Origin of the sequence: Rhizobium sp. CG5 (assembly GCF_023701945.1) — a bacterium.
Lineage (GTDB): Bacteria > Pseudomonadota > Alphaproteobacteria > Rhizobiales > Rhizobiaceae > Allorhizobium.
In genome coordinates, this window is sequence record NZ_JABAEF010000028.1 from 1 (window position 1) to 21704 (window position 21704).

Here is a 21704-nt window from a genome sequence, read left to right on the forward strand (position 1 = left end):
AGGTACAAATTTGTACCTGTCCTGCCGGGGAAAAATCGAGGACTCTCATCCCACCATTCCACGGATATCACTGGAGATTGCATCCCGATGAAGAAGCCAACGTCGAAAATCCGCGAAGAACTTGCCCGCTTGCAGGAACAGCTGAAGCAGGCGGAAACGCGTGACGCCGAACGCATCGGCCGCATTGCGCTGAAGGCCGGACTTGGGGAGATCGAAGTCGACGACGCCGACCTTCAGGCAGCTTTCGAGGACGTTGCAAAGCGGTTTCGCGGAACGAAAGCCGGATCGAACGGAAAAGAAAAGGGTGCCGCTGGAGCGACCGGAACATCGTCGGCCACGTCGCTCAGTGCTGGCGCGGCTGCGAGCCAGGCTGGCGAGGCTTGAGCGGATGCAGCGGCTGACCACGGCAGAGGCCAGAAAGAAGGATGCTCGCGAGAAGATCGAATTGGGCGGTCTGATCGTCAAAGCAGGCCTGCGCTATGAAAAGCGCGCGTTGTTGCTCGGTCTGTTGATCGAAGCGAAGACGAGGATCAAGGGCGATGAGGCGGAGCGATCCCGTTTGATCGCAGTCGGCGCGGAGGCATTCGGCAATGACAGCGAATAGGATCCTGCTCGCCGTTGTTCCGCCGCTGATGATGATCGGCATTACACTGACGTTGCCGGGGATCGAACAGTGGCTCGCCACGTTCGGAAAAACGGCAGAAGCGAAATTGACGCTTGGTCGGATTGGCTTGGCACTTCCTTATGTGGCGAGCGCTGCGATCGCACTGATCTTTCTCCTCAGTGCCCATGGATCGGTCAACATCAAGACAGCAGGGTGGGGCGTCGTGGCCGGATCGGGCGTCATCATCGTGCTTGCCGTCATTCGGGAAGGAATGCGGCTCTCGCAGTTTGCCGGACAGGTGCCGGCGGCGAGGTCGATCCTGTCTTACGTCGATCCGGCAACGATGACAGGTGCTGCGGCGGTTCTCTTCTCCGGCATCTTCGCGCTTCGCGTCGCGGTGATCGGCAACGCAGCATTCTCGCGTTCCGAGCCGAAACGCATCCGGGGTAAACGCGCGCTGCACGGCGAGGCGGAATGGATGAAACTGCCGGAAGCAGGGAAGCTGTTCGCAGAGGGTGGCGGCATCGTCATCGGCGAGCGGTATCGTGTCGATCGCGACAGCACGGCGGCACTCTCGTTTCGGGCCGATCAGCCTGAGACATGGGGCGCCGGGGGCAAGTCACCGCTGCTCTGCTTCGACGGTTCGTTCGGATCGTCACATGGCATCGTGTTCGCCGGCTCCGGCGGTTTCAAGACAACGTCGGCCACGATCCCGACGGCGCTGAAATGGGGCGGCACGCTGATCGTACTTGATCCATCCAATGAGGTGGCGCCGATGGTCAAGGCGCACCGGATTAAGGCCGGCCGTGATGTGATCGTGCTCGACCCGAAAGATCCCAATATCGGGTTCAATGCCCTCGACTGGATCGGTCAGCATGACGGGACGAAAGAAGAGGATATCGCCGCGGTCGCCTCTTGGATCATGAGCGAAAGCGGCCGCGCCAGCGGCGTTCGGGACGATTTCTTTCGGGCATCCGGCTTGCAGCTGCTGACGGCGATCATCGCCGATGTCTGCCTTTCCGGTCATACGGAAAAGAAGGATCAGACGCTGCGGACCGTGCGCGTGAACCTCTCGGAACCGGAGCCGAAGCTACGCGCACGGCTTCAGGAAATCTACGACAACTCCGAGTCCGATTTTGTAAAGGAGAACGTGGCAGCGTTCGTGAACATGACGCCCGAAACCTTCTCCGGTGTCTATGCCAACGCAATCAAAGAAACACATTGGCTGAGCTATCCGAACTATGCCGGTCTCGTGTCCGGTTCGACCTTTTCGACCGATGACATCGCGTCGGGAAAGACCGACGTGTTCGTCGCCCTGGATCTCAAAACGCTGGAAACCCATGGAGGTCTCGCGCGGGTGATCATCGGCTCATTCCTGAACGCCATCTATAATCGTGACGGGGCGATGCCGGGACGCGCTCTGTTCCTTCTCGACGAGGTCGCCCGCCTGGGTTTCATGAGGATCCTTGAGACGGCACGCGATGCCGGCCGCAAGTATGGGATCACGCTTCTAATGATCTATCAGTCGATCGGCCAGATGCGCGAAACCTATGGCGGACGCGACGCCACCAGCAAGTGGTTCGAAAGCGCGAGCTGGATCAGTTTCTCAGCGATCAACGATCCGGAGACCGCGGACTATATCTCCCGGCGATGCGGAACGACGACAGTCGAGGTCGATCAGGTCAGCCGCAGCGTCCAGGCGAGGGGTTCGTCCCGAACCCGATCGAAGCAACTGGCCAGCCGACCATTGATCCAGCCGCACGAAGTCCTGCACATGCGGGCCGATGAGCAGATTGTGTTCACCGGGGGAAATGCGCCACTTCGATGCGGTCGCGCGATGTGGTTCCGGCGAGCCGACATGAAGTCCTGCGTTGGCGATAACCGCTTTCATGGAAAACGTGGACCATTGGAAATCAAGGTCTGAGGGACAACCCGGACCCGGAGATCGGGCGATGAGATATTGGGAAGCCCGCGAGGCCCAGGTCACGCCAGAAGAGGCCATCGAGGAATGCCGCATCCATCAAATTGAGGCAATCGTTCGCGAAAGCGATAGCGCTTTGGTGGATGTCACGACCGGCGAAGTCATCGCTCATCCAGACAAGTATGCCGACTATTGTGGCGCCGATATTCTCGGTTACCTGGGATACTGATCAGTGGAAGTCGGCTATCGCGGGAGGATCGTTACCGGGATCGGCGAAGACCACAGTTGGGCTTCGTTCGCTTCAGCGAATAGAGCCGTACGCCAAAGGCGGACCGCCCCGCGCTCCTTCTGTCCATACTTCACAAAACTGAATCGTTTCGCGACCATCGATTCACAACTCTCGTTGGACGCATGGGCCCGATTGCGCGATTCTCTCACCATGATCGCCCAGCCCTATCACCTTTATGTCGAACGCACGAATGCTGAGAAAAACATGGCGCGCTTCTATGCCATGTCGATCGAACCGACCCTCTTCGGAGAGGCCTGTCTTATGCGGCGCTGGGGACGCATCGGAACCAGAGGCCAGCTAAAGGTTCATCACTTCGAGCAAGAGAAAGACGCGGTTGAATTGTTCCTCGATCTCGTCAGGCAAAAACGCCACAGGGGATACCGTACAATCAACTCGGCTCAACATACGTACCGGGACAGCTTGCAGCGGCGTTAGCGCCAGCTTCACCGAAGAGCGATATGAAAACCATCTCTGACGGGTCGAATTCAAATTGAGAACCATGGAATTGCAGAAGAATGACCATAGCCTTCGGCCAGAGGTCCGTTATCGCGTGAAAAAGATCATCGTCGCGATCGCAGTATCCGGCTGTGCGCTGGGCGCTCACATATTTGGGGTCGTTCCAGTCGCCGGGGCTGCGAGCGTGGTCATCAGTCCGGAGAGGACATACCGGAAATGTTTCGGTGGTGATCGCTTCGCCTGCGTCGTGGACGGAGATACTCTCTGGATTGAGGGCGCAAAAATCCGCATTGCCGATATCGACGCTCCCGAGATCAGCGAGCCGAAATGCGCAACGGAGCTGGCGCTGGGAAATAGAGCGACCGATCGCCTGATCGAACTGGTCAATCAGGGTTCCTTCAAGCTTCGCGCATGGCCCGGACGCGACGAAGACAAGTACGGTCGCAAGCTCCGCGTCCTCATCCGTGACGGCAGGAGCCTCGGTGATATCCTCGTATCGGAAGGCCTGGCCAGAACCTGGACGAGCCGTAGACAGCCCTGGTGCTGAAACCGGCCCACGATTGCTGGCCGTTGCACAACGCCGTTATCGGCGCCTGCTCCAATCTGTTTCAAAGGAGATCTCGATCTCGACTAAGAACGGGATTCTGATCGCGAGCTTCAGGCCGAGTTTGCCCTTGCGGAAAAAGTGGCCGATCACCTTGCCGAGGGAAGAAAGCTTGCGGCCTGTGGCGGCCAGGAATTGTGCGAGGGTTTGCATGGTGGTTTCTCCTTGTCGATTGCGGACATCGCAGGGATCGGCCGCAGGCCGGGACAAGGAGGGTTGCATCGGTACGGCCGCAGCGAAGCGGAGGACTTATCGACACCTGAATTTTGGCGCGCGAGGAGACGCGAAGCGGCGGGGAAAATTCTGATGGCGATGAGTTGCTGCCCGACGACCGGACCGCAACATCCCTGGGGTCGATGGCCTCGCTCGACAAGGACACCGTGCAATGTCTCCGCCTTTCGACACCTTACACAGAGACCACGCCTAGCTGTGTAGTATACCGCCCTCAGAAGGGCGGCTCGGCATCAACGCTTCCGTCCTGCTCTGCCGTGATGATTGCCAACTCCGCTTGAGCCAGGTCCAGCTCGGTCTGGATCTCGCGGCGCTCCGCAGCGTCGCATGCGTTCTTGAGCTCGGCGCGCAGTTCTTCGATGTGCTGTTCGATCGTCATCGTCCCATCTCCTTGAGTTTGTGAAAGATGACCGACGGGTCCGAGGGGGGATCGCGGGGTCAGGGATCGCGCCAGCGACCGGCAGAGCCGGGGAGTGGGGGAGCCGATTTGCGCAAGCAGCCCATGGGCGGGTGGAGTAAATTGGGGGAACCGCTCATCCTTGAGGCCGCGATGCCCGCTTGGTACGATCGCTCATACTGAGCAGCTTCCCCGCTAACCGTATGCCACTAAAAAAGACGGACCTGGCTCGATGCCGGGTCCGTCTTTACTTCTCGGCAGAGGAGAAGGCTCCGCCGATGGCGGAGCCCCGTGATGTCAATCAGTCCCGGTTCGGGCGGGACCAGATGAGCTGGAGACCATCCTCGCCTTCAACTTCGGCGAGTGTTGCGTAGATCGGAGCTGGGAAGCTCGGATCGTCGAGCTTGACCGAGAGGTAGTCGCGGCCCTGTTCGGAGGTTTTCTGCCAGGCGGCACCTAGCTCGACGCTGCCGGCGTAGACGCGGAACTGCGGGCCCTTGTCGGAGGGGTTCTCGACCCGAGCGATGCGGGCCTTGACGTTAAGGGCGAGCGTGCGGATGGAGCCGGTGAAGCCGTTTTCGGTGGAGGTGAATGTGCCTATGGTTGCCATTGTCGTATTCCTTTTCTCGTGTTCGGGCCGCGCCCATCGCGACCTCGATAGCTGTCAAAAGACCGGTGACGATCGGACCGCACCCAATAGGGCCGGAATGAAATGGAGGACGGCAAGTCGCAGATTTGTTAGTGGGCGAGGAGGAGGGCGCAGCCTTCCGGGGTAAGAAATCTGAGCCTTGTCGTTGCGGGAAGACGATCGAGGCGCAGCCGGTCTCCGGTCAGACATGCCTCATCGAGCCCGCAGATGGGTTGCCGGAAACTCTGACGCGAAGGGATATGGCAATGGTGTTCCGCCGCACTCGCCCGGGCACGAATGGCATCTTGCGCCATCCCCCGCTTCGACCGTCGTTGCTTGCTTCAGTCGGGGACACAAGTTCGGGCTAACATTGGCTCGCTTGCCCGATCTCCCCGGTGCGATATTGTTGCACTCGCGAATCGCAGCCTGGAGGATCAATGCCTCAGCAGACCAAGCCGTTCATCATTGAGCGCAAACCGTCCCGTAAACCCAAACCCGACGCTCAAAAACCGTCGATCTGGGGAAGGCTGGATGCTGACATCTCCCAAGGTCTGAAGGACCAACGGGATGAGGATCACGCGGCCGCCACCGGTGGTGACGACCGCGCCTGAACGTCAGGCCGCAGCCTTCAGATCCTCTTGCGGCTGCAAGGAATGCAGGAAACTCACGGCGCGCTGCGCATGGGCCGCAGCCTGGAAGATCGCCCGCTTGTCGTTGGCCAGCACCGATAGCCACGACTGGAGGTAGGACGCATGATCCGGCCGCGGCTCGAGCTCCGGCACGATACCGAGATCGGCGCAGAGGAAGCAACTGCCGAGCTCGGCAATGAGTTCTTCGCGCGCGCGTTCCGTTCGATCCTTCGCATACCGGGACAGATCTCGTCCGACGCGATGTTCCGCCGCCGTCCAGTGAGTCGCCTCATGACTGAGGACGGCCGCATACCCGGCTGCATCGCGGAACGCCTCGAAGGGCGGCATCTGGATGTAATCCATGACCGGTGAATAATAGGCCTGGTTGCCGCAGTGTCGGATGACCGCGCCGGTGTTGCGGAAGAAGAGATCGGCGCTCTCTATTCGCTCGACAGGATCCCGGACCTTGACCGGCAGCGCATAATAGCTGTCAGGCAAACCCTCGATCTGCTCGGTATTGAACACCGAGTATGCCTTCAGGAACGGAATTTGCCGATCGACCTCATTGCCGTTTCCGTCGGCCACCGACTTTGTAAAGCGGCTCGCAAAGACGACCGTCGAGCCCGTTTCGCCCTTCCGTACGGCGCCGCCCAGTTCGAGGGCCTGTTTGAATGTCATCCACATCGAGGAGGAGAACCCCCGCGATACCTGCTCCGACCACAGGAGCAGCACGTTCATGCCGGAATATGGGAGGCCGTTGTGTCGCAGGGGCCGGGAGATCCGACCATCGGTATTGACGGCGCTCCATGGTTTCATCCAGGGACGAACGCCCTGTTCGAGATCTTCAACGATCCGATCGGTGATCCGCGTATAGATGTCGATACGGTCCGATTCCGCTTTCCTCGTCATGACTTCTTTTCCTTTTCTCAGGACCGCGCCTATCGCGGTCCGTCACGGAGGTCCGAAGTCAGGGGCCGATGGTGCGGCCATGCACCGGAACGGCCGTAACAGTGTGGAGGACGGCAAAGCCGTTGCATGGGCGCCCGGCTCCTGCAGGACCGCCGAGCGGGACGGGCCGCAACAGGCGCGCATCCAGCTTTCGTTTTGGACCTGAGAAAAGGCCGGCGCATGCAGGCGCCAGCCAAGGAACAAGAAGGAAGGGGCGGGGTGCGACCCCGCCGTTCGTATTATCCGAATGCGGCCAACTGAGCTTCGGCTGCTTTGCGGTCGAGCGATGCGCCCGGATTTTCGACCGGCCGGTCGAAGGGCTTCCAGGTCTCGCCGATGACCTGTTCATAGGCGGCGACTGCGCCCTCGGCCGCCATGCGCAGCGCGTGCGATTGGACACCCATGTCGGCCGCGAACTCCCGCTTGCGCTGGGCGGCGCTGTCATAGCCAACCGGACCATCGAGATCCTCGTCGCGGGCGTCATTGGACGCCTTGGCCGTTGCGTCGCGCGCCTCTGTGACGGCGCGGGAGTAGAATTGCCCGGCGCCATACGCGGATCCGACAAAGGCCCCGACGATGCGCTGGAGGTGGATCTGCATCGCCTTCTCGCCGAGGCCTTCGGACAGGCTTTCGGCGGTCTCGACGATCAGCCGCTCGTGAAGGCTGCGGATGCCATCGCTATCGACGACTGCCGTGCCGAAGCTTGTCGCGATCTTGGACGCCTGGGTGGCGTCGGGGCAGGAGAGGCGGACCATTTCGAGGGTGGTAGCGCGGCGAGATTGCGAGACCCGTGCGTTGGAGCGATTGGGGATAGAGGGCTTGGCCATGTCTGTTCCTTCCTTGGCTTCCGAAGCGGTTCCGACCCGTGCCGGTCTGCCCTTCGATGCGGACGACCAGGAACCGGCAAGGGACGGGTGGCTTCACAGGTCCGATCCAACTGAGCCAGCAGGGCAGGTTTGCGGACCAGCAGGCCTTGGCCTGAGCAGACCGCGAGCTTGCCCTCGCGCAGAGAGGCTGGATCGGCCGCCCCGCGGCGCGACAGCGGCCTTGAAACGACCGGCCGCCGGTTCAGACCGCAGCGAACAAGAAGAGCAGTCCGGCACGGGTCCGATATCACTCCCGATGCCCAAGAGAAGGCACATGGCAAAGCCCGCAATGCCGATGCCATCGAAGCCGGCAAGCACATCGCCAGCTCACTCGCCTCGGGTCTTCCTATATCGCCGAATGCAGCACAGGCTCGCGGTCGCGATGCTGGAACTGACCGACGACCTGCTCCTGCATTGCCAGCCTGCAGGCGATCGTGTCGAGTTCGACCCAGCGCTCGAAGGCAAAGCGGTCGAAGAGCTCCCGAAGGTAGAGACGGAGACTGGACCGGCGCCGCGGGCGGCTCCGGACCTTCACCGTGGTCACCTGTCTCCCGGCGCGCGCCGCAATCTGACGGGTCGGACAATCGAGATGCCGCTCTGTCTCGTGCCGGGCGCCGATTGCTTTCGCCTGCGGCCTCAAGGGGCGGACGTCAATCATGACCCATCCTCCCGGCTTCGCCAGCCGATGAAGGAGGAGGGGCCATCATACTCAGCGTGGCGAGCGAGATCGATGACGAAGCCGAACCGCCCCCGCCCCGCATATTCGTCGCTTGCCACCAGAAAGCGGCGTTCTTCACCACCGCGGATATGGCCTCCGCCGATCTTCGCCACGACCTCCGTCATGCCGGGGCGATGATCGGACAAGATTGCCGACATAACGATGTAGTCCGCCGCATGGCGTTGATCGAACGCCCAGCGGTCCTTGCCCCAGCTCTCGCCCTCGGCGAGCGTGCGGCCATAGATTTTCTCCCAGACGTCGGGCCAGGTATTGCGGATGGTCTTTTCTGCCATCGACCGCTCGTAAGCGGTGAATAGGTCCGGGAAACTTACCGCAACGATCGCCCATTCGCAGTCCTCTTCATACCAAGGCGTGTCCTTCCGCAGCAGCGGATGGACCTTGGCATTGCGCTCAGTCGACAGATGGAAGCCGCCATGCCCTGATGTCATGTGGGCGACGACGCCCTCTGCGTACACGACCGCCATCTGCGATCCGCCCCATGGTGTGCTGGCCGACATTCGGGTTTGCACGCGGTTCAGCTTGGCCAGATCGCGTTTGTGACCAGCGGTCTCGGCGACGCGTGCACGGAATTCCGCTTCATCCGCCACCCGGCCGTTATGCCCGATGAAATCTGCCCGCGTCAGATCGGCGAGTGGCCGACGGATCGCACCGGCGCTTGCAACAAAAGCAAAGCCGCTGGGTGATGTGATCATGCCAAGGACCAGGTCACCGATGCGGGCCACGGGCAGGCCGTCCGCAGTGGTGGCAAACTCCACCCCCGAATGATCGGGGGTGGGTGGCGTCATGTTCGACTGGAAGGCGGCGGTCATGCTGCAGCCCTCTGATCGAAGTCCTCGTCAAGCTCAGCGTCATCTGGGCGGTCTGCCCCCTGCATGCCTTCCCGTTCCATCTCGTTGTCGATTTCCCCATCCTGGTCCTCAGCGGTACCATCAGCGCGGCCGTCGTCGAGCGACCCGGCGCCGACGACATCTGTGGCAGAGCCTGCCCGGATCCAGTCGAGCAGTTCGTCAGCCGGCGGTGCGAAGCGGCCCGACGGATGGACAAAGTGCTTAGTTGCGAAATGCTCGACGAGCGCTGTACGCGTCTCGCGGACCTTAGGGCGCGGCTGGATCGATGCCTCAGCGCAAGAGGCTTCCAGTGCCTGGCGCGACAAGCACAAGAGGAAATCTTCCGAGCCCATGTTTGGCAGGAACGCGTCGGCGCCGATCGCCTCGCCGGCGATGCGCGCGACCATGCCGCTGTTCGACATGCCACGCCGGCACGAGAGGACGTCGATCAGCACCGAGCGAACCGCAACCCGAAGCGTGTCTTGATCGAAGGCGAGCTTGCCATGCTCGTCAAACAGTCCGACGGCATGACGCGAGAAGCGCTTGCCGCCGTAGAAGGTGCCATCTGCGCCGGAGTCGATGCGGACATTCAGGCCGGCGAACGCCAGGACCATCAGCGCCATCAGCATATCATCCTCGATCGGCGCGCGACCGAGCGCATCGTGCAGGGCATCAGTGCGGAAATCGCCGATCATGTCGTGGCCCTTCTGCGTGACGTCGGGCCGGACTTTCGGCGTGGCGACTGCGTCGGTGTCATCGCCGCCAGTGACCGATCCGTCGCCAACAGCACCCTTCGGGTTCGCCGCCTCGGGGATGCGGTAATGCACCGTCTGGACCTTGCCGTCACGATCGAGGTAGAGCGCCTTATGGTCGGACTTGGACGGCTTGCCGTAGACTTGGGATCCCTTCTTCGGCAGTTCCGGCTGGCCCCAGCTGTTGACCTCGACGATCGCGCCGCGCTTCGGCAGATTGTTCGTCATCCATTCGTGCTGGGCGCCGAGAAAACCTTCGACATTGGTGGTGTAGCGGCCGTCCTCGTCGGCCGGTGCGAAGAGATCCTCCACCCATTCGATGCCGTAGGCCTGAGCCAGATCATCGCCGAAGCTCGCGTCCCTGGCATACATGCGCTTCTTCGTGAGCGCATTCGCAATCTGCCACCATGGCGCCGTGTCGCCCTTCTTGGGCTTGTGCGCTTTCCAGACCTCCTTCTGTTCGACCTGGCCCGCCGCGGCGATCACCCGCAACTGCTGCTCGGACGGCATATCGCCCAGCGCCATCTGCTCCAGCATAGCTGGCAGGACATTGGCAAGCAGGCGCAGCTTGCGGATCTGGCGAACGGGGAGGGCGAGAGCGACGGCGATAGCTTCCTCTGTCCAGCCGAGAGCAACGAGCCGTTCGATACCTCGCCATTGATCGACGGGATTGAGCGCTTCGCGGACGCTGTTCTCGACCATCGAACGCATCGCGCCATTGTCGTTGGCTGCATCAACGACGAGAATTTCGATCTCCTCAAGACCAGCCGCGATGGCGAGGCGGACGCGGCGATGGCCAGCGTCAATGATGTAGCCGTTGCCACCATCCGTCTCCGGGGCGACCACCGGCGGCTGGACGATGCCGACGGCCTTGATCGTGGCCAGCATCAGCGCATCGGCCTGCGGCGACGACTTTGACTGGCGCATCCGGTCGGGGTTTTCCTTCAGAGCGCGCGGGTCAACCTTCATGATCTGCATGGGATTTGTCCTTGTCTAGAGAGTTCCGGACCGGCGCCTTGCCAGCCCTTCCTGTCTTCATTTTTCTCGAAGACACCTCCCGGACCGCCGAACGGCCGGACTGACGCAACTGCGACCGAGCATCCCTGCTGCGAAGGACAAGCGGGGCTGACAGCCCTGCGAAGAACGAGTGGCCGGGATAGCGCAGGCGGCGGTTGAGCGTACGCGTCGGCAGGAGGACCGATCGGCGACCGGTTCTTTCCCTCCTCCTTCTTTTCCGTTTCTCCATTAGAAGTGCTGTCCGCGTACGCCGAGGCGCGAACGACATGAAAAACCTCGACCGGAAACCGAAACGCAAAAGGGCGCTCGACCCGCGAGGGGAGCGCCCTTTAAGATCCCGGACGACGTCGAAAACCACAGCGATTGCAGCGTAAGGACATCATCTGAACGGGAAGTGATGCTCAGATATTGTTGATGGCGGGAAAATTCAAGTCGCGAGCGTGAATACTCGCTGATAAATGTCGCCGCCCTCCAAGAGTGCCAGTCGAGGAAAGATGAGTACCGATCCTGAAGCCCGGAGGGCCATCGCACACCGCGCCATCAATCGCGCGAAGTCGCGTGGTATGCCGATCGACGAGGACCCAATCTTTATGGCTCTGCTGGATGCGTGGATCAGTGGCGACATCGACATGCGTACGATGCGCGAGCGCTATCTCGACAGTTTTTCTCTCAAGGAAGAACAGCACCGTGGTCGTCAGCCTGGCCAAGACGAGATATCTTTGGATGATGATGTGTAAGAAAAAAGGGCCGACGGAGTAAACCGCGGGCCATAAAGTGTGGAGATCTTTGACCTCCAGAGGGGAACAGCTGCTGCGGCGGAACTGGGAGGAGACCGCCATATGCATCAGCTGTAGGCTTTATGCCTGATTTCTGGCCAATCGGAAAACACTTATTGTGCAATGCAGCTATGCGGCCAGCGTGTTGGTCTCATTGCCGAGACCGTCCGCCAGCTGAGTTTCGATGTCACGTAGTTCTCGCCTTTTCTCCTTCAGATCGTCAGCGAACGCGAACGCTCCTCCGTCTCGAGAACGGTAGGAGGCCAGCCGACGCTCGGCCTCTTCCAACCGCCGGCGATACTGAAGCTGCTCCTGCTCGAAGCCGTCGAGTCCGTGCTCCAGCCGTGAGATGGCACCCAGCGGCGTGACCGTGATTGCAAGCTCGATCTCTTGACTTACGCCCGTGCGCTGGAGCAGCGTCCCGTAGCGATAGCCGTCGCCCTTGCCGAACCGCTCACCCTCATAGACCAGATCGAAGCCGCCGATCGTGGCAAGGTGAACCTCGCCCTCATGCTGAAGCTGCAAAAGCGTTAGGATTTCCTTCATCAGCGCCCGACCGGCCTCCTTGCGCTCGGCATGTTCTTTACCGAGAACCGTCATCGTGAAGGCGTCGCCGGTGGTCGACTGCAGCCGCGCGATATCCTGGCCGATTTCGCCAATCCGCCGGGTAGAGACCTCGATTTCGCGTTCTGCATCGCGCATCTGCCGGCGGACGGCGTATTGATCGTCCTCGTGGGCGGCCCGCAGCCGTTCGAGCCGTGCGATATCGGCCTCCAAGCCTGCCTTCCGCATCAACCGCTCATCGCCTGAGGCAATCGCCTTGGCCATGGCGAACTGGTTGGCCGCCCCTTCACCAACATCCTCCAGTCGCCTGATCGAGGTGTCTCCCGACAGGGCCGCGGCAATGAACCGGGCTTTGCGCTCATTGTTCTGCCACATGCTGGCATCGAGTGAACCTTCCGTCGCATAGGCGAAGATGTCGACCTCGTCGTGCTGGTTGCCCTGACGGACGATCCGGCCTTCTCGCTGTTCGATCTGCGATGGCAGCCATGGCACATCGAGGTGATGGAGAGCCTTCAGCCGAAGCTGGGCGTTGACCCCCGTGCCCATCGTTTCAGACGAGCCGATCAGGAAACGGACCTTGCCAGCGCGCACGTCACCGAACAGCCGCTGCTTGGCTTCGGTCTTCTTGTATTCCTGCATGAAGGCGATTTGCGATGCCGGCACACCGAGCCGGATCAGCTCGTCGCGAATGAACCGATAGGCCGAGAAGCCTCGGCTCTTCTCCACGTTGATCGTGCCGAGATCGGAAAAGATCATCTGGGCTGCCCCTGGTTGATCGAAGTCTTTGCCGTCGGGGCGTCGATAGATCGCCTCGCCGGTTTCCTTCCAGATCCGGTGGGCATTGCGGACGAGCAGATTGAGCTTGTTATTCTCCTCGTTGTCGGCCGCCGGCATGACGAAGCGCAGGTCGATCGCCGCATGGCGCCCATCGGTGATGACGGACAGCAGGATGTCGTCGCCGGACTTGGCGGGACCCTCGCGCTGCTCGATCGCCTTGATCCGCGCGTCGAGCATCTGCTGATAGGTCTTGAACAGTGCCGTCGGCTTGGCAGTCATGATCTGCCGCCGGCCGGTCGAGATGTTGGGCACCTTCACGTATTGCCGCAGATCGTCAGGCATCACCACATCAGCAAACGAGCGGAACATGGCGATCAGCTCCGGCACGTTGACGAAGGAAGCAAAGCGGCTGACCGGCTTGTATTTTCCCGATGGCTGGATTTCGAGTTCGGTAGTCGTGTCGCCGAAGCACGATGCCCAGGCGTCGAACTCGTGCAGGCCGCGTTCGGCAAGCGCTACATACCCAAGCAGACGCTGGATCGAGAACATTTCTCCGAGCGTATTGGTGATCGGCGTGCCGGAAGCGAGCACCAGTGCGCGGCCGGGGTTCTTCGTCTCGATGTAGCGGGATTTCACATAGAGATCCCAGGCGCGCTGCGAGCCGTTCGGGTCGATGCCCTTCAATGTCGACATGTTGGTAGCAAAGGAGAGCTTGCGGAACTCCTGCGCCTCGTCGACGATGATCTGGTCGATGCCGATTTCCGAGATAGTCAGCAGGTCATCCTTTCTGGTCGCCAGTCCTTCGAGCCGCTCCTGCAAACCTTCCTTCAGCCGCTCAAGGCGCTTGCGCGAAACGGGGTCCTCACTGTCGACCTTGGTCAGCAGATCCTCATAGAGCTGCAACTCGCCCTGGATCATCTCCTGCTCAAAGGCGGACGGCACGGCGATGAACCGGAACGCCGAATGCGTGATGATGATCGCGTCCCAGGTCGCGGTCGCGGCGCGCGAGAGGAAGCGAGCCCGCTTGTCCTTTGTGAAGTTCGTCTCATCCGCCACCAGAATGCGAGCATTCGGATAGAGGCCTAAAAACTCGCGAGCGGCCTGCGCCAGGCAATGGCCGGGCACGACCAGCATGGCCTTGGCGATCAGTCCAAGCCGGCGCTGCTCCATGATGGCCGCCGCCATCGTCATCGTCTTACCGGCGCCGACAGCATGGGCAAGATAGGTCGAGCCATCGGCAATGATCCGCCAGATGCCGCGTTTCTGGTGCCCGTACAAAACAAAGGCGCCAGAGGCGCCGGGAAGTTTCAGGTGGGAGCCGTCGAATTTCCGCGGCGCGATATTGTTGAAGCGATCATTGTAATCGCGGGCCAGCCGGTCGGTGCGATCTGGATCGGTCCAGACCCAGTCCTGAAAAGCCTGCTTGATCCTCTGCAGCTTGTCGCGCGCGGCTTCCGTATCGACTACATTGAGGACCCGGCGCTCACCGTCGGCATCCTTGAAGACGTCGAAAATCTGTGGGACTCGGCTGTTGAGCGCGTCAGACAGCAGGTCGCCGGCGTGGCGGCGGCTCGTTCCCCATTCCGATGTGCCAGCGGCGCTGTAACCGAGCTGCCGTGCCTCCACCGTCCAGGAACCAAGCTCCGGCATATGATGGATGCGGATATCAGCCTCCATCTTTTGCTTGACGAAGGCGACGACATCGGCGGCCGGGATCCAAGGTGCGCCGAGACGGGCTGTGATATCCGAGGGACGCAGATCGGCCGGCTGAACATCTAGAAGCGCGCGGACATTACGCTCATATGACGGGTCGAGCTCTGCGGCAGCCTGCGCGGCGGCGAGCTTTGTGCGGACGGCCCCTGAGAGATATCCGTCTGCCGTCTTCCACGATCCATCGGCCGGATCACGGAAGATGGCCTCGCCCAGCTCGTCGACCACATCAGCAGGATCGCTGTGCAGCAGCTCGGCGACATGGTCGATATCGACGTGGCCTCGTTCATTCAGCACGACGGCGAGCGCATCGGCAGGTGAGGTAATCGTCGGTGCGGCCGGCGGAGCAATCACGCGTTCGGAAAAAATCGGCCCCGGTTTCGCCGTGTCCGTCTCCAGATCGTAGTCCTCGATCGAGGCGACCAGCCAGCAATCGGGATCGTCGCGGAACGGTGCGAGGTTCGGTTGGCGATGCGTTTCCTTGACCTCGCCGGTCTCGGCATCTTCCTGGATCGAGACTGTTGTGTGGTTGATCGGCCCGAAATCGCGCACAAAACTCGACCAGGCGATGCGCAATCGGATTTGGAGATCGCGCCATGGCCGATCGGTTTCCTGCGCCTTCAGGACCTCGCGCACTGCATCGCGAATCGGGATCAGCTTGCTGATGATCCGAACGTGTTTTTCCGGGATTCCATTGCCTGAGCGACCCTTGCGGACGGTGACCGGCACGGCCGATCCGTCGAGCATCTGCATCAGGCCCTTCGACCGGTCGAGGAAGAAGCTGCCCTCGCGAACGGAGCCGCCTCTCGGCTGCAAGGCGACGATCTCGCCGAGCTCGTCTTCCAGATCGATATCGATGGGCGTCGGCTCGCCGTCGTAGAGATCGGCGGGCAATAGATCGATTGCAGCGGCGAGGGCGGCGTCAAGATCCTCGTCATTGCGGGGCCGGCATGTGTAGGTCTCGCCGAACGGGCCGGAGGTCAGGGCGTGTGTGCCGAGCACGAAGTCCGGATGCCGACCAAACCAGCGATTGACCCTGATGGCGCCTTCTTCGTCGGTGGCCGGCCTGATCTCATCGACATCGAGCCACAGCTGATTTCCCTCCGGCTCTCCGGGCTTGCGCTTGCGGAAGAACAGAATGTCGACGACGACATCCGTGCCGGCGTCACGGCGAAAGCTGCCTTCGGGCAACCGGATTGCCCCGATCAGGTCGGCCGACTTGGCGATATGCTCGCGTGTCGTGGTATCGGCCTTGTCCATGGTGCCATGCGACGTGACGAAGGCGGCAAGCGCACCGGGCTTCAGCAGGTCAATCGACCGGGCGATGAAATAGTCGTGCAAACGAAGGCCAAGCGATCGGTAAGCGCGATCCGAGCGGACGGTGCGGTCGGAGAAGGGCGGATTGCCGATGGCGAGATCGTAGATCGGCGCCAGATCGGTGCGGGCAAAGTCGCCATTGATGATCCGCGCCTTCGGCTGAAGCAGGCAGGCGATGCGAGCGGTGACCGGATCGAGTTCAATCCCGGTCACATAGGCAACGTCGCGATATGGCTCCGGTATCAGGGCCGGGAACAGCCCCGTGCCGATGCCAGGTTCCAGCACCCGGCCGCCGCGCCAGCCCAGTTTCTGGACCCCAGCCCAGATTGCCCTGATGATGAACTCCGGCGTGAAATGCGCATATTGGGTGCAGCGGGCAAGCGACGTGTAGTCGCTCTCGCAAACCGCGGTCTCGAGCGAAGAACCAATATCGTCCCAACCCTGGCGGAAATCGACCTCGCCTGGCCGACGGAACATACCGTTGGCCAGTTCGCCGGCGCCGAAGCCCGTGAAGCGGATCAACTGCGCCTGTTCCTTGGCCGTCGCCGGCCGGTCCTGCTTGGCAATGCCGTCGGCGACAAGGATCGCCGCGACATTGGCGCGAGCGCGATCCCTCCAGGAGGCGGCGAGCCCGCGGTCGCCGTCGAGATAGAAGTTTGCCCGAAGCCTCGCGCGCCGGGCAGGCGTGGCAGCGACGGCGAGGGCGGGTGCAGGTGCTGGCGGCAGGGGATCCGGATCGTCGTCATTGGCGGCATCAGGCGAGAACCCGCCGAACGCTGTCACGCCAAGCCCGAGGCCGGACGAAAGCACGCTCGAGCCGAACATGTCTGATGTAAATGGATCGTTGCTCATGGGAAAGTTCCTTGAAATGAGGGCGTGCGCCATCGCTCGGCCACCGAGAAGACCGCATTCGGCGCGGAGTTTGCGAATGATGATCTGGCTCAGGCGGCCAGCGATGCGGGGAGGTGGCGTAGATGCACCGGCAGCTTGGCCGCGATCTCGTCGTCGGACAGGGTGTCGAGCAACTTCAGGAACGTGCCTTCACTGCCACCGTAGAGCATCACCGTGCGGTGGCCTTGCATCGGCTTCGGCCAGTTGTCGCCGGCGTAACCGCGATAGTCGTCGGTGGTCGTGCTCCAGATGTGCTCAAGCCGTTCTTCGCGGCTCATCGCCCGGACTGGTCGGGTTTCGCGGTCAATAATAGCGATCCGCATCGCCTCCACAGAGTTCGGGTCCGAGAGGTCGCAGTATGTGTGAAAATAGCGGACCGCTTCATCGATCCGGATCGCATAAAACACCGAGGTCACCGAACCGGCCATAAACTCGCGCATCGCAAAGATCGGCCCGCGCATCCAGAGCGGCGGCAGAATATCCAGCATATAGGAGTGGGAGGTTTCATCGATCTCGAACCATTCGCCGGCATAGACGGCAGACTGGTCGCCAGCAAAGCGGTCGGGGCGCATAGCGTGCCTGTCGAACATCCGGAACATGTCGGCACGCTTGGCCGCTCCCTGAAAGATTTTGCGGGGAAGGGCTCTCGAGGTCATCAGCTTGATCCTTTCGGGGTTTAGGACCAAAGGCAGCAATGTCGTTTCGACCTCACTATCCACTTCAGTCCTTCATGACCCCTTCCGCGCTGCCGGCCTCGTGTCCGGCTGGGTCAAGGGCCGGCGCATGCCGGGCGAAGCCTCCCTTGATGCGGCCGGCGCGCATGCGGCAGGCCTCGTTGTTCTTCTCGCTCTTCCTCTCCCATTTTTCCCTCTCTCTGTTTTGGAGAACCTCGTTCCAATCCTCCGCCGGCGGACGTAGCCGCTGCCAGTTGCAACCGGATGCCTCGGCGAGCGCCCGCAATCGTTCTGCATAGACATCGCCTTGGGAATTGGCATCCGTAGCCGCGACCAGTGTCAGTCCCGGCCGCACAGCAAGTTCGGCAAGCGCCGCATCTGTCGCCGGAGACCCCCCACCGCCAGTGCTGAGATAGAGAGTTCGCTCGCGCGGACCTTCGAGTGCGGCAAGGCTCATTGCGTCGATCGCGGCCTCGGTAACGCAGAGACGAGAGGCATCGCTTGGTCCAAAGCGGAAGAGAACCTTTGAGCCTCCCGTCGAAAAGCCAAGCCAGTCGGGACCGCGCTCCTCCCAACCGACGACGCGACCCTCGCTATCGACGTGGGCTGCCCACATACTGCCGAAGGGCCCTTCCCGCAGGACACCCTCTCGAATAGCCTGTCGGGCGATGGCCGTCGGGATACAGCGCGCCCAGCACAGATAGCGCCAGGCATCGGATCCGGGCGAAGGCGTGGACCGGCTGCGCCAACGATCGCAAATGTCTTTTATGGGCAATGAAGACCGCGGGGACCTCCATTCCGGCCGGGAGAGTTGAACGCCGACAAGTGACGCGACTGCTTCCGCTGAAGCTCGGAATGGGATCCTTTCCAGGAACATGGCAAGGCCGAAGACGTCGCCTTTCTCATCGCTGAGCGGATCGAACCAGCCGCGTCCGTCATGCGTGACAATGACGATGTTGCCGCCACGCCGGTATTTGACGGCGCGGCGCGTGCTCTCTTTGAGATCGATTTCGTAACCGGCCTGCTCCAGCACGGCTTCGCAACTCACCTTGGCGCGCAGCGCCTCCAACTCTTCTCTCTTCATTGTTTTCCGATCACTTGTCGATCGCCCTTCTTTTCCAATCCGCATACCTGCGGCCATCCTCGTTTCCGCCGCGAAGAATGGAGGGGGCAAGGGCGCGGCAATCAAGGTGCAGATTTGCACCGGCCGCGGCGGAGCTTCCCTTGCGGCCGACAGGTCGCCAGCGGCAGGGACATGCGGGTCTCAATGAGACCCGCGGGGGAAATATTCATGCACGATCTCAAGATCGTCTTCGTCATCGAGTTCGTCGGACGGAAGGACGCCGAATTCGTCGCCAGATTTGAACAGGGTGACGGGAACCATGAGAATGCGGGAAAGCGAAAATGCGTGGCTTTGTGCGAGTGCAAGATCCTGTGCCATGTGAGAAACCTCCGTCCGGAGCAGGCCGATCCCGCTCGATGGCTCCTCAAAGGACCGGGGACGGTCGCGATCACCGCGAAGCCAAAGGCGCAAGCGGCGGCAGCTTGCTAGCCGACCCCGATAGTGGGTTGATCGACGGAGATCCGGACATGGTCCAGGACGCCATCCATAAAGAGCGGGATTGGTTTGCTTCGGCGGGAATTGGGGTATCCGGCACAGATCGTTCACGGAAGCCAGCTCAGCATTTGTTGCCGAGCACCTGTCTGACCAGCCCACCAGTCAACGACGGCCGGCTTTCTCCTGATCGGACAAGGCCTTGAGAACAGCGAAGTCCATCTCAGCGCGTGGCTCTATCCGGGCTATCTCGCTGGCGACTTTCGACCAGTGCCAGAACTCGTCGAGATCACCACTGGACCGGCTATGCAACGCACGGCGCTGTGCTTCGTAGTAGGACCCGGCTGGATCCGAACTTGCGAGAAGCCTGGCATCAGCCTGCCATCGCCGCCGTATTGCCCGGCGATGTGCGAGCCATCGTGTGAGGAAGCGGATCATCAATCTCTCGAGACCGGTGGCGACAGTGGCAAGTTACACAAAATCCGAATGACGGAGAGGTGGTTTTATATGAAATATTTCAATATCTTATCAAAAATTGCATAAGCATATTTATGGAACTTTCACTCCGTTTTGTCTCGGGGCGGCGTTGCATAATCAAGCATTCAGCGGACGCCCATAGGCATCGAGCACGCTTTCCTTCAGCGTTTCCGAAATCGTCGGATGCGGGAAGATCGTGTGTATCAGGTCTTCCTCGGTGGTTATGGTGAGCGGCGAAACATACCGGCAACCTGAAGGACGAACACAGGGCGTGTAGAAGATTGGTCATCACGTGAAGCATGATAGATTGCAACCGTGTTGAGCTGATGCTGTGAACTTGCAAGGAAAACGTATATCCTACGTGCGCAGCCGCACGATCTATGAGGACTATTCGTTACCTCTGCTTCCTTCGACCTAAACCGAAGACGCTTATTGAGCGAATTTTTCAAAAACGCGCCGGATGCTATTCCACCCATGCCGGCAGACTTGATGTCTCGAAGAGACGGAGTTCGTCAACAGCGGTGCGATTTAGATTTGCATGCGCATCACGCCGTGCGGATATTCGAAGGCGTGGGCTGGGTTTCTTCGTTCGCAGAAAAGGTTCTATTTCGGCCCGCTTCTTTTGCTCTATAGAGGGCTCCATCCGCAAGTCTGATAAGGCTTGCCGGCGGGAGCGTTTCAAGATCTCGGGTTTTCAAGCCAATCGAGACGGTGACCAAAATGCGCTCACCGGTATTCGTTTCGATTGGCAGGGCTTCGACGATTGCGCGGATTCGCTCCGCCATTGCCGTTGCTGCCGTCGCACCCGTATCGGGTAGAATAACTGCAAACTCCTCGCCTCCATAGCGAGCGATCGTGTCGGCGGGCCGAACAGCGTTGCCCAGCGCACCCGCAACCAGGGTCAAAACTCGGTCCCCCGCTTGGTGCCCATGGGTATCGTTGACGGATTTGAAAAAATCGATATCGATCATCAGCAGAGAAAGGCGCTGTTTGCCACGGTCTGCTGTTTGGCACGCTGAAGATAGGCGATCATCGAATGCGGCGCGGTTGAGGACACCTGTCAATCCATCATATGTGGAACGCCGATCAAGCTCCCGATACAATTGCTGCAGCGTGTTTGTTGAAGAGTTCAGTACCTCGCCAAGCTGTCCCAATTCGTCTTGTTCGTTGCGCAGCTTGACCCGGTAGGTCAGGTCGTTTTTCCCAAGCCGATCTGCGGCGATTACCAGCTTTCCTATCGGTTCAAGCACGGAGCGGGCAAGAAAAAAGATGACCGCAGCAAGTACCAGCAAGCCAAGAAGCACGGCGCCTAGGAGAAAATAGAATGACGTGTCCGCGATTGCTCTTCCCGAGTTTATGCGCTGCTGGAGTTCGGAAATAGACAATTGACGAAACCTGGCGACCAGCGTGTTGATGTTTGCAATATCGGTGCGTGCCTCGGCATAGGCGTCGATAGCTTTCTGTGTGCCGGCATCCTGCCGGAATACGGCATCGAGGGACGCTTCGGATTGGCGCCAGGTGGCAATCAGTTCGTAAACCAACGTATCCGCGGACGTCGTTGCTAGGGGATCAGTGGCTTCCGCCTCAAACAATGTTCTGAAGCTATTGGCAACTCCGGCCGCAATCGTCTGTGATTTCTGTACGTCTGGCACGTCTAACCCCAGCGCGTGATTAGTCGCAATAGTTTCGATCTGGTATAGCAAATCCTGAGCGACAAAAACCGGCGACATCCTGGCGTCAATTTCCGCAATGCCGCCTTCGTAGGCATGGATCAGCATGCGACCAGAGATGATCGTGATGATACCGATGAGGATCAAGCCGGCCATGGCGAAGGCAAATGAATATCGAAACCGGGCCTTGATTGAGCGATGAAAGGGCGAAACTATCGCTGCCCATAGCGTTGCGAACGGTGAAGCTCCTAAAGAATTCGCAGTGAGGCGACCCCATGCCCCATTTAGGGCAAATTTAAAGCTAGAAAATTTCATTAAATTCGCTCTCACCGGCTGCATTTTTATTAGGCCGCACTACAACATGAAAATCCTAACATTCGCCGTA

The 21704-nt window shown here is 60.6% G+C and carries 21 protein-coding genes; 9 read left to right on the forward strand and 12 right to left on the reverse strand.

Annotation, left to right across the window (positions count from 1 at the left end; genetic code table 11):
• The first annotated feature begins 87 nt into the window (after positions 1-87).
• From traC to HGO38_RS28535, 6 genes are all read left to right on the forward strand, one after another.
• Positions 88-384: a conjugal transfer protein TraC gene (gene traC, locus HGO38_RS28510; protein WP_250959196.1), complete on the forward strand. Its 297-nt coding sequence runs from the start codon at positions 88-90 to the stop codon at positions 382-384.
• Between the two features lie 4 nt (positions 385-388).
• Positions 389-604 carry a type IV conjugative transfer system coupling protein TraD gene (gene traD, locus HGO38_RS28515; protein WP_250959197.1) on the forward strand — a complete coding sequence of 72 codons (216 nt, stop codon included), beginning with the start codon at positions 389-391 and terminating at the stop codon, positions 602-604.
• Entirely contained in the window at positions 591-2528 is a 1938-nt protein-coding gene (traG, locus tag HGO38_RS28520) for a Ti-type conjugative transfer system protein TraG (protein WP_250959198.1), read from the forward strand. Before traD ends, traG begins: the two co-directional genes overlap by 14 nt.
• Before the next feature lie 28 nt (positions 2529-2556).
• Entirely contained in the window at positions 2557-2754 is a 198-nt protein-coding gene (locus HGO38_RS28525; protein ID WP_250959199.1) for a hypothetical protein, read from the forward strand.
• A gap of 3 nt (positions 2755-2757) precedes the next feature.
• The gene (locus HGO38_RS28530; protein ID WP_352230516.1) at positions 2758-3249 is read left to right on the forward strand and encodes a WGR domain-containing protein; all 492 of its coding nucleotides are present in this window, start codon (positions 2758-2760) and stop codon (positions 3247-3249) included.
• Between the two features lie 64 nt (positions 3250-3313).
• Positions 3314-3817 (forward strand): thermonuclease family protein, encoded by a 504-nt coding sequence (locus HGO38_RS28535; protein ID WP_250959200.1) that lies wholly within the window; start codon positions 3314-3316, stop codon positions 3815-3817.
• Positions 3818-3853: 36 nt separating this feature from the next.
• On the opposite strand, the gene HGO38_RS28540 is transcribed toward HGO38_RS28535, so the two are convergent.
• The 3 genes from HGO38_RS28540 to HGO38_RS28550 all read right to left on the reverse strand — a co-directional run bounded on the left by HGO38_RS28540 (position 3854) and on the right by HGO38_RS28550 (position 5112).
• Complete coding sequence (locus tag HGO38_RS28540; RefSeq protein WP_197434241.1) at positions 3854-4027, reverse strand: hypothetical protein; 174 nt, start codon at positions 4025-4027, stop codon at positions 3854-3856.
• A gap of 292 nt (positions 4028-4319) precedes the next feature.
• Positions 4320-4484, reverse strand: coding sequence for a hypothetical protein (locus tag HGO38_RS28545; RefSeq protein WP_165906880.1), 165 nt, complete (start codon positions 4482-4484; stop codon positions 4320-4322).
• 319 nt (positions 4485-4803) lie between these two features.
• Positions 4804-5112 (reverse strand): DUF736 domain-containing protein, encoded by a 309-nt coding sequence (locus HGO38_RS28550; protein WP_018326263.1) that lies wholly within the window; start codon positions 5110-5112, stop codon positions 4804-4806.
• 455 nt (positions 5113-5567) lie between these two features.
• Between HGO38_RS28550 and HGO38_RS28555 the strand changes: the two genes are divergently transcribed.
• Entirely contained in the window at positions 5568-5741 is a 174-nt protein-coding gene (locus HGO38_RS28555) for a hypothetical protein (RefSeq protein ID WP_197433299.1), read from the forward strand.
• Positions 5742-5744: 3 nt separating this feature from the next.
• On the opposite strand, the gene HGO38_RS28560 is transcribed toward HGO38_RS28555, so the two are convergent.
• From HGO38_RS28560 to HGO38_RS28580, 5 genes are all read right to left on the reverse strand, one after another.
• Complete coding sequence (locus HGO38_RS28560) at positions 5745-6668, reverse strand: ArdC family protein (protein WP_070149934.1); 924 nt, start codon at positions 6666-6668, stop codon at positions 5745-5747.
• Positions 6669-6946: 278 nt separating this feature from the next.
• Positions 6947-7534 (reverse strand): hypothetical protein, encoded by a 588-nt coding sequence (locus HGO38_RS28565; RefSeq protein WP_070149933.1) that lies wholly within the window; start codon positions 7532-7534, stop codon positions 6947-6949.
• A 385-nt stretch (positions 7535-7919) separates the two neighbouring features.
• Positions 7920-8231 carry a hypothetical protein gene (locus tag HGO38_RS28570; protein ID WP_070149931.1) on the reverse strand — a complete coding sequence of 104 codons (312 nt, stop codon included), beginning with the start codon at positions 8229-8231 and terminating at the stop codon, positions 7920-7922.
• Positions 8228-9121, reverse strand: a complete 894-nt coding sequence (locus tag HGO38_RS28575) for a DUF7007 domain-containing protein (RefSeq protein ID WP_070149930.1) — start codon at positions 9119-9121, stop codon at positions 8228-8230. The genes HGO38_RS28570 and HGO38_RS28575 overlap by 4 nt, the downstream gene beginning before the upstream one ends.
• Positions 9118-10869: a ParB/RepB/Spo0J family partition protein gene (locus HGO38_RS28580; protein WP_070149929.1), complete on the reverse strand. Its 1752-nt coding sequence runs from the start codon at positions 10867-10869 to the stop codon at positions 9118-9120. The genes HGO38_RS28575 and HGO38_RS28580 overlap by 4 nt, the downstream gene beginning before the upstream one ends.
• A gap of 533 nt (positions 10870-11402) precedes the next feature.
• Between HGO38_RS28580 and HGO38_RS28585 the strand changes: the two genes are divergently transcribed.
• The gene (locus tag HGO38_RS28585; protein ID WP_070149928.1) at positions 11403-11645 is read left to right on the forward strand and encodes a hypothetical protein; all 243 of its coding nucleotides are present in this window, start codon (positions 11403-11405) and stop codon (positions 11643-11645) included.
• A 168-nt stretch (positions 11646-11813) separates the two neighbouring features.
• Here the strand turns inward: HGO38_RS28585 and HGO38_RS28590 are convergent, their stop codons facing one another.
• The 3 genes from HGO38_RS28590 to HGO38_RS28600 form a co-directional block, all read right to left on the reverse strand.
• The gene (locus tag HGO38_RS28590; protein ID WP_250959201.1) at positions 11814-16904 is read right to left on the reverse strand and encodes a helicase-like domain-containing protein; all 5091 of its coding nucleotides are present in this window, start codon (positions 16902-16904) and stop codon (positions 11814-11816) included.
• 89 nt (positions 16905-16993) lie between these two features.
• Positions 16994-17599, reverse strand: coding sequence for a DUF1419 domain-containing protein (locus HGO38_RS28595; protein ID WP_070149971.1), 606 nt, complete (start codon positions 17597-17599; stop codon positions 16994-16996).
• Between the two features lie 64 nt (positions 17600-17663).
• Complete coding sequence (locus tag HGO38_RS28600) at positions 17664-18806, reverse strand: DUF3991 and toprim domain-containing protein (RefSeq protein WP_250959202.1); 1143 nt, start codon at positions 18804-18806, stop codon at positions 17664-17666.
• Between the two features lie 102 nt (positions 18807-18908).
• On the opposite strand from HGO38_RS28600, the gene HGO38_RS28605 reads away from it, so the two are divergent.
• A complete protein-coding gene (locus tag HGO38_RS28605; protein WP_250959227.1) occupies positions 18909-19169 on the forward strand; it encodes a hypothetical protein in 261 nt (86 codons plus the stop codon).
• Between the two features lie 1025 nt (positions 19170-20194).
• Here the strand turns inward: HGO38_RS28605 and HGO38_RS28610 are convergent.
• On the reverse strand, positions 20195-21634 hold the full coding sequence (locus tag HGO38_RS28610; protein WP_250959203.1) for a diguanylate cyclase: 1440 nt from the start codon (positions 21632-21634) through the stop codon (positions 20195-20197).
• Positions 21635-21704: the final 70 nt, after the last annotated feature.

Coding starts and splice junctions, on each gene's coding strand:
- traC (WP_250959196.1), top strand. CDS start 88: ATGAAGAAGCCAACGTCGAAAATCCGCGAAGAACTTGCCCGCTTGCAG.
- traD (WP_250959197.1), top strand. CDS start 389: ATGCAGCGGCTGACCACGGCAGAGGCCAGAAAGAAGGATGCTCGCGAG.
- traG (WP_250959198.1), top strand. CDS start 591: ATGACAGCGAATAGGATCCTGCTCGCCGTTGTTCCGCCGCTGATGATG.
- HGO38_RS28525 (WP_250959199.1), top strand. CDS start 2,557: ATGAGATATTGGGAAGCCCGCGAGGCCCAGGTCACGCCAGAAGAGGCC.
- HGO38_RS28535 (WP_250959200.1), top strand. CDS start 3,314: ATGGAATTGCAGAAGAATGACCATAGCCTTCGGCCAGAGGTCCGTTAT.
- HGO38_RS28540 (WP_197434241.1), bottom strand. CDS start 4,027: ATGCAAACCCTCGCACAATTCCTGGCCGCCACAGGCCGCAAGCTTTCT.
- HGO38_RS28545 (WP_165906880.1), bottom strand. CDS start 4,484: ATGACGATCGAACAGCACATCGAAGAACTGCGCGCCGAGCTCAAGAAC.
- HGO38_RS28550 (WP_018326263.1), bottom strand. CDS start 5,112: ATGGCAACCATAGGCACATTCACCTCCACCGAAAACGGCTTCACCGGC.
- HGO38_RS28555 (WP_197433299.1), top strand. CDS start 5,568: ATGCCTCAGCAGACCAAGCCGTTCATCATTGAGCGCAAACCGTCCCGT.
- HGO38_RS28560 (WP_070149934.1), bottom strand. CDS start 6,668: ATGACGAGGAAAGCGGAATCGGACCGTATCGACATCTATACGCGGATC.
- HGO38_RS28565 (WP_070149933.1), bottom strand. CDS start 7,534: ATGGCCAAGCCCTCTATCCCCAATCGCTCCAACGCACGGGTCTCGCAA.
- HGO38_RS28570 (WP_070149931.1), bottom strand. CDS start 8,231: ATGATTGACGTCCGCCCCTTGAGGCCGCAGGCGAAAGCAATCGGCGCC.
- HGO38_RS28575 (WP_070149930.1), bottom strand. CDS start 9,121: ATGACCGCCGCCTTCCAGTCGAACATGACGCCACCCACCCCCGATCAT.
- HGO38_RS28580 (WP_070149929.1), bottom strand. CDS start 10,869: ATGCAGATCATGAAGGTTGACCCGCGCGCTCTGAAGGAAAACCCCGAC.
- HGO38_RS28585 (WP_070149928.1), top strand. CDS start 11,403: ATGAGTACCGATCCTGAAGCCCGGAGGGCCATCGCACACCGCGCCATC.
- HGO38_RS28590 (WP_250959201.1), bottom strand. CDS start 16,904: ATGAGCAACGATCCATTTACATCAGACATGTTCGGCTCGAGCGTGCTT.
- HGO38_RS28595 (WP_070149971.1), bottom strand. CDS start 17,599: ATGACCTCGAGAGCCCTTCCCCGCAAAATCTTTCAGGGAGCGGCCAAG.
- HGO38_RS28605 (WP_250959227.1), top strand. CDS start 18,909: ATGCACGATCTCAAGATCGTCTTCGTCATCGAGTTCGTCGGACGGAAG.
- HGO38_RS28610 (WP_250959203.1), bottom strand. CDS start 21,634: ATGAAATTTTCTAGCTTTAAATTTGCCCTAAATGGGGCATGGGGTCGC.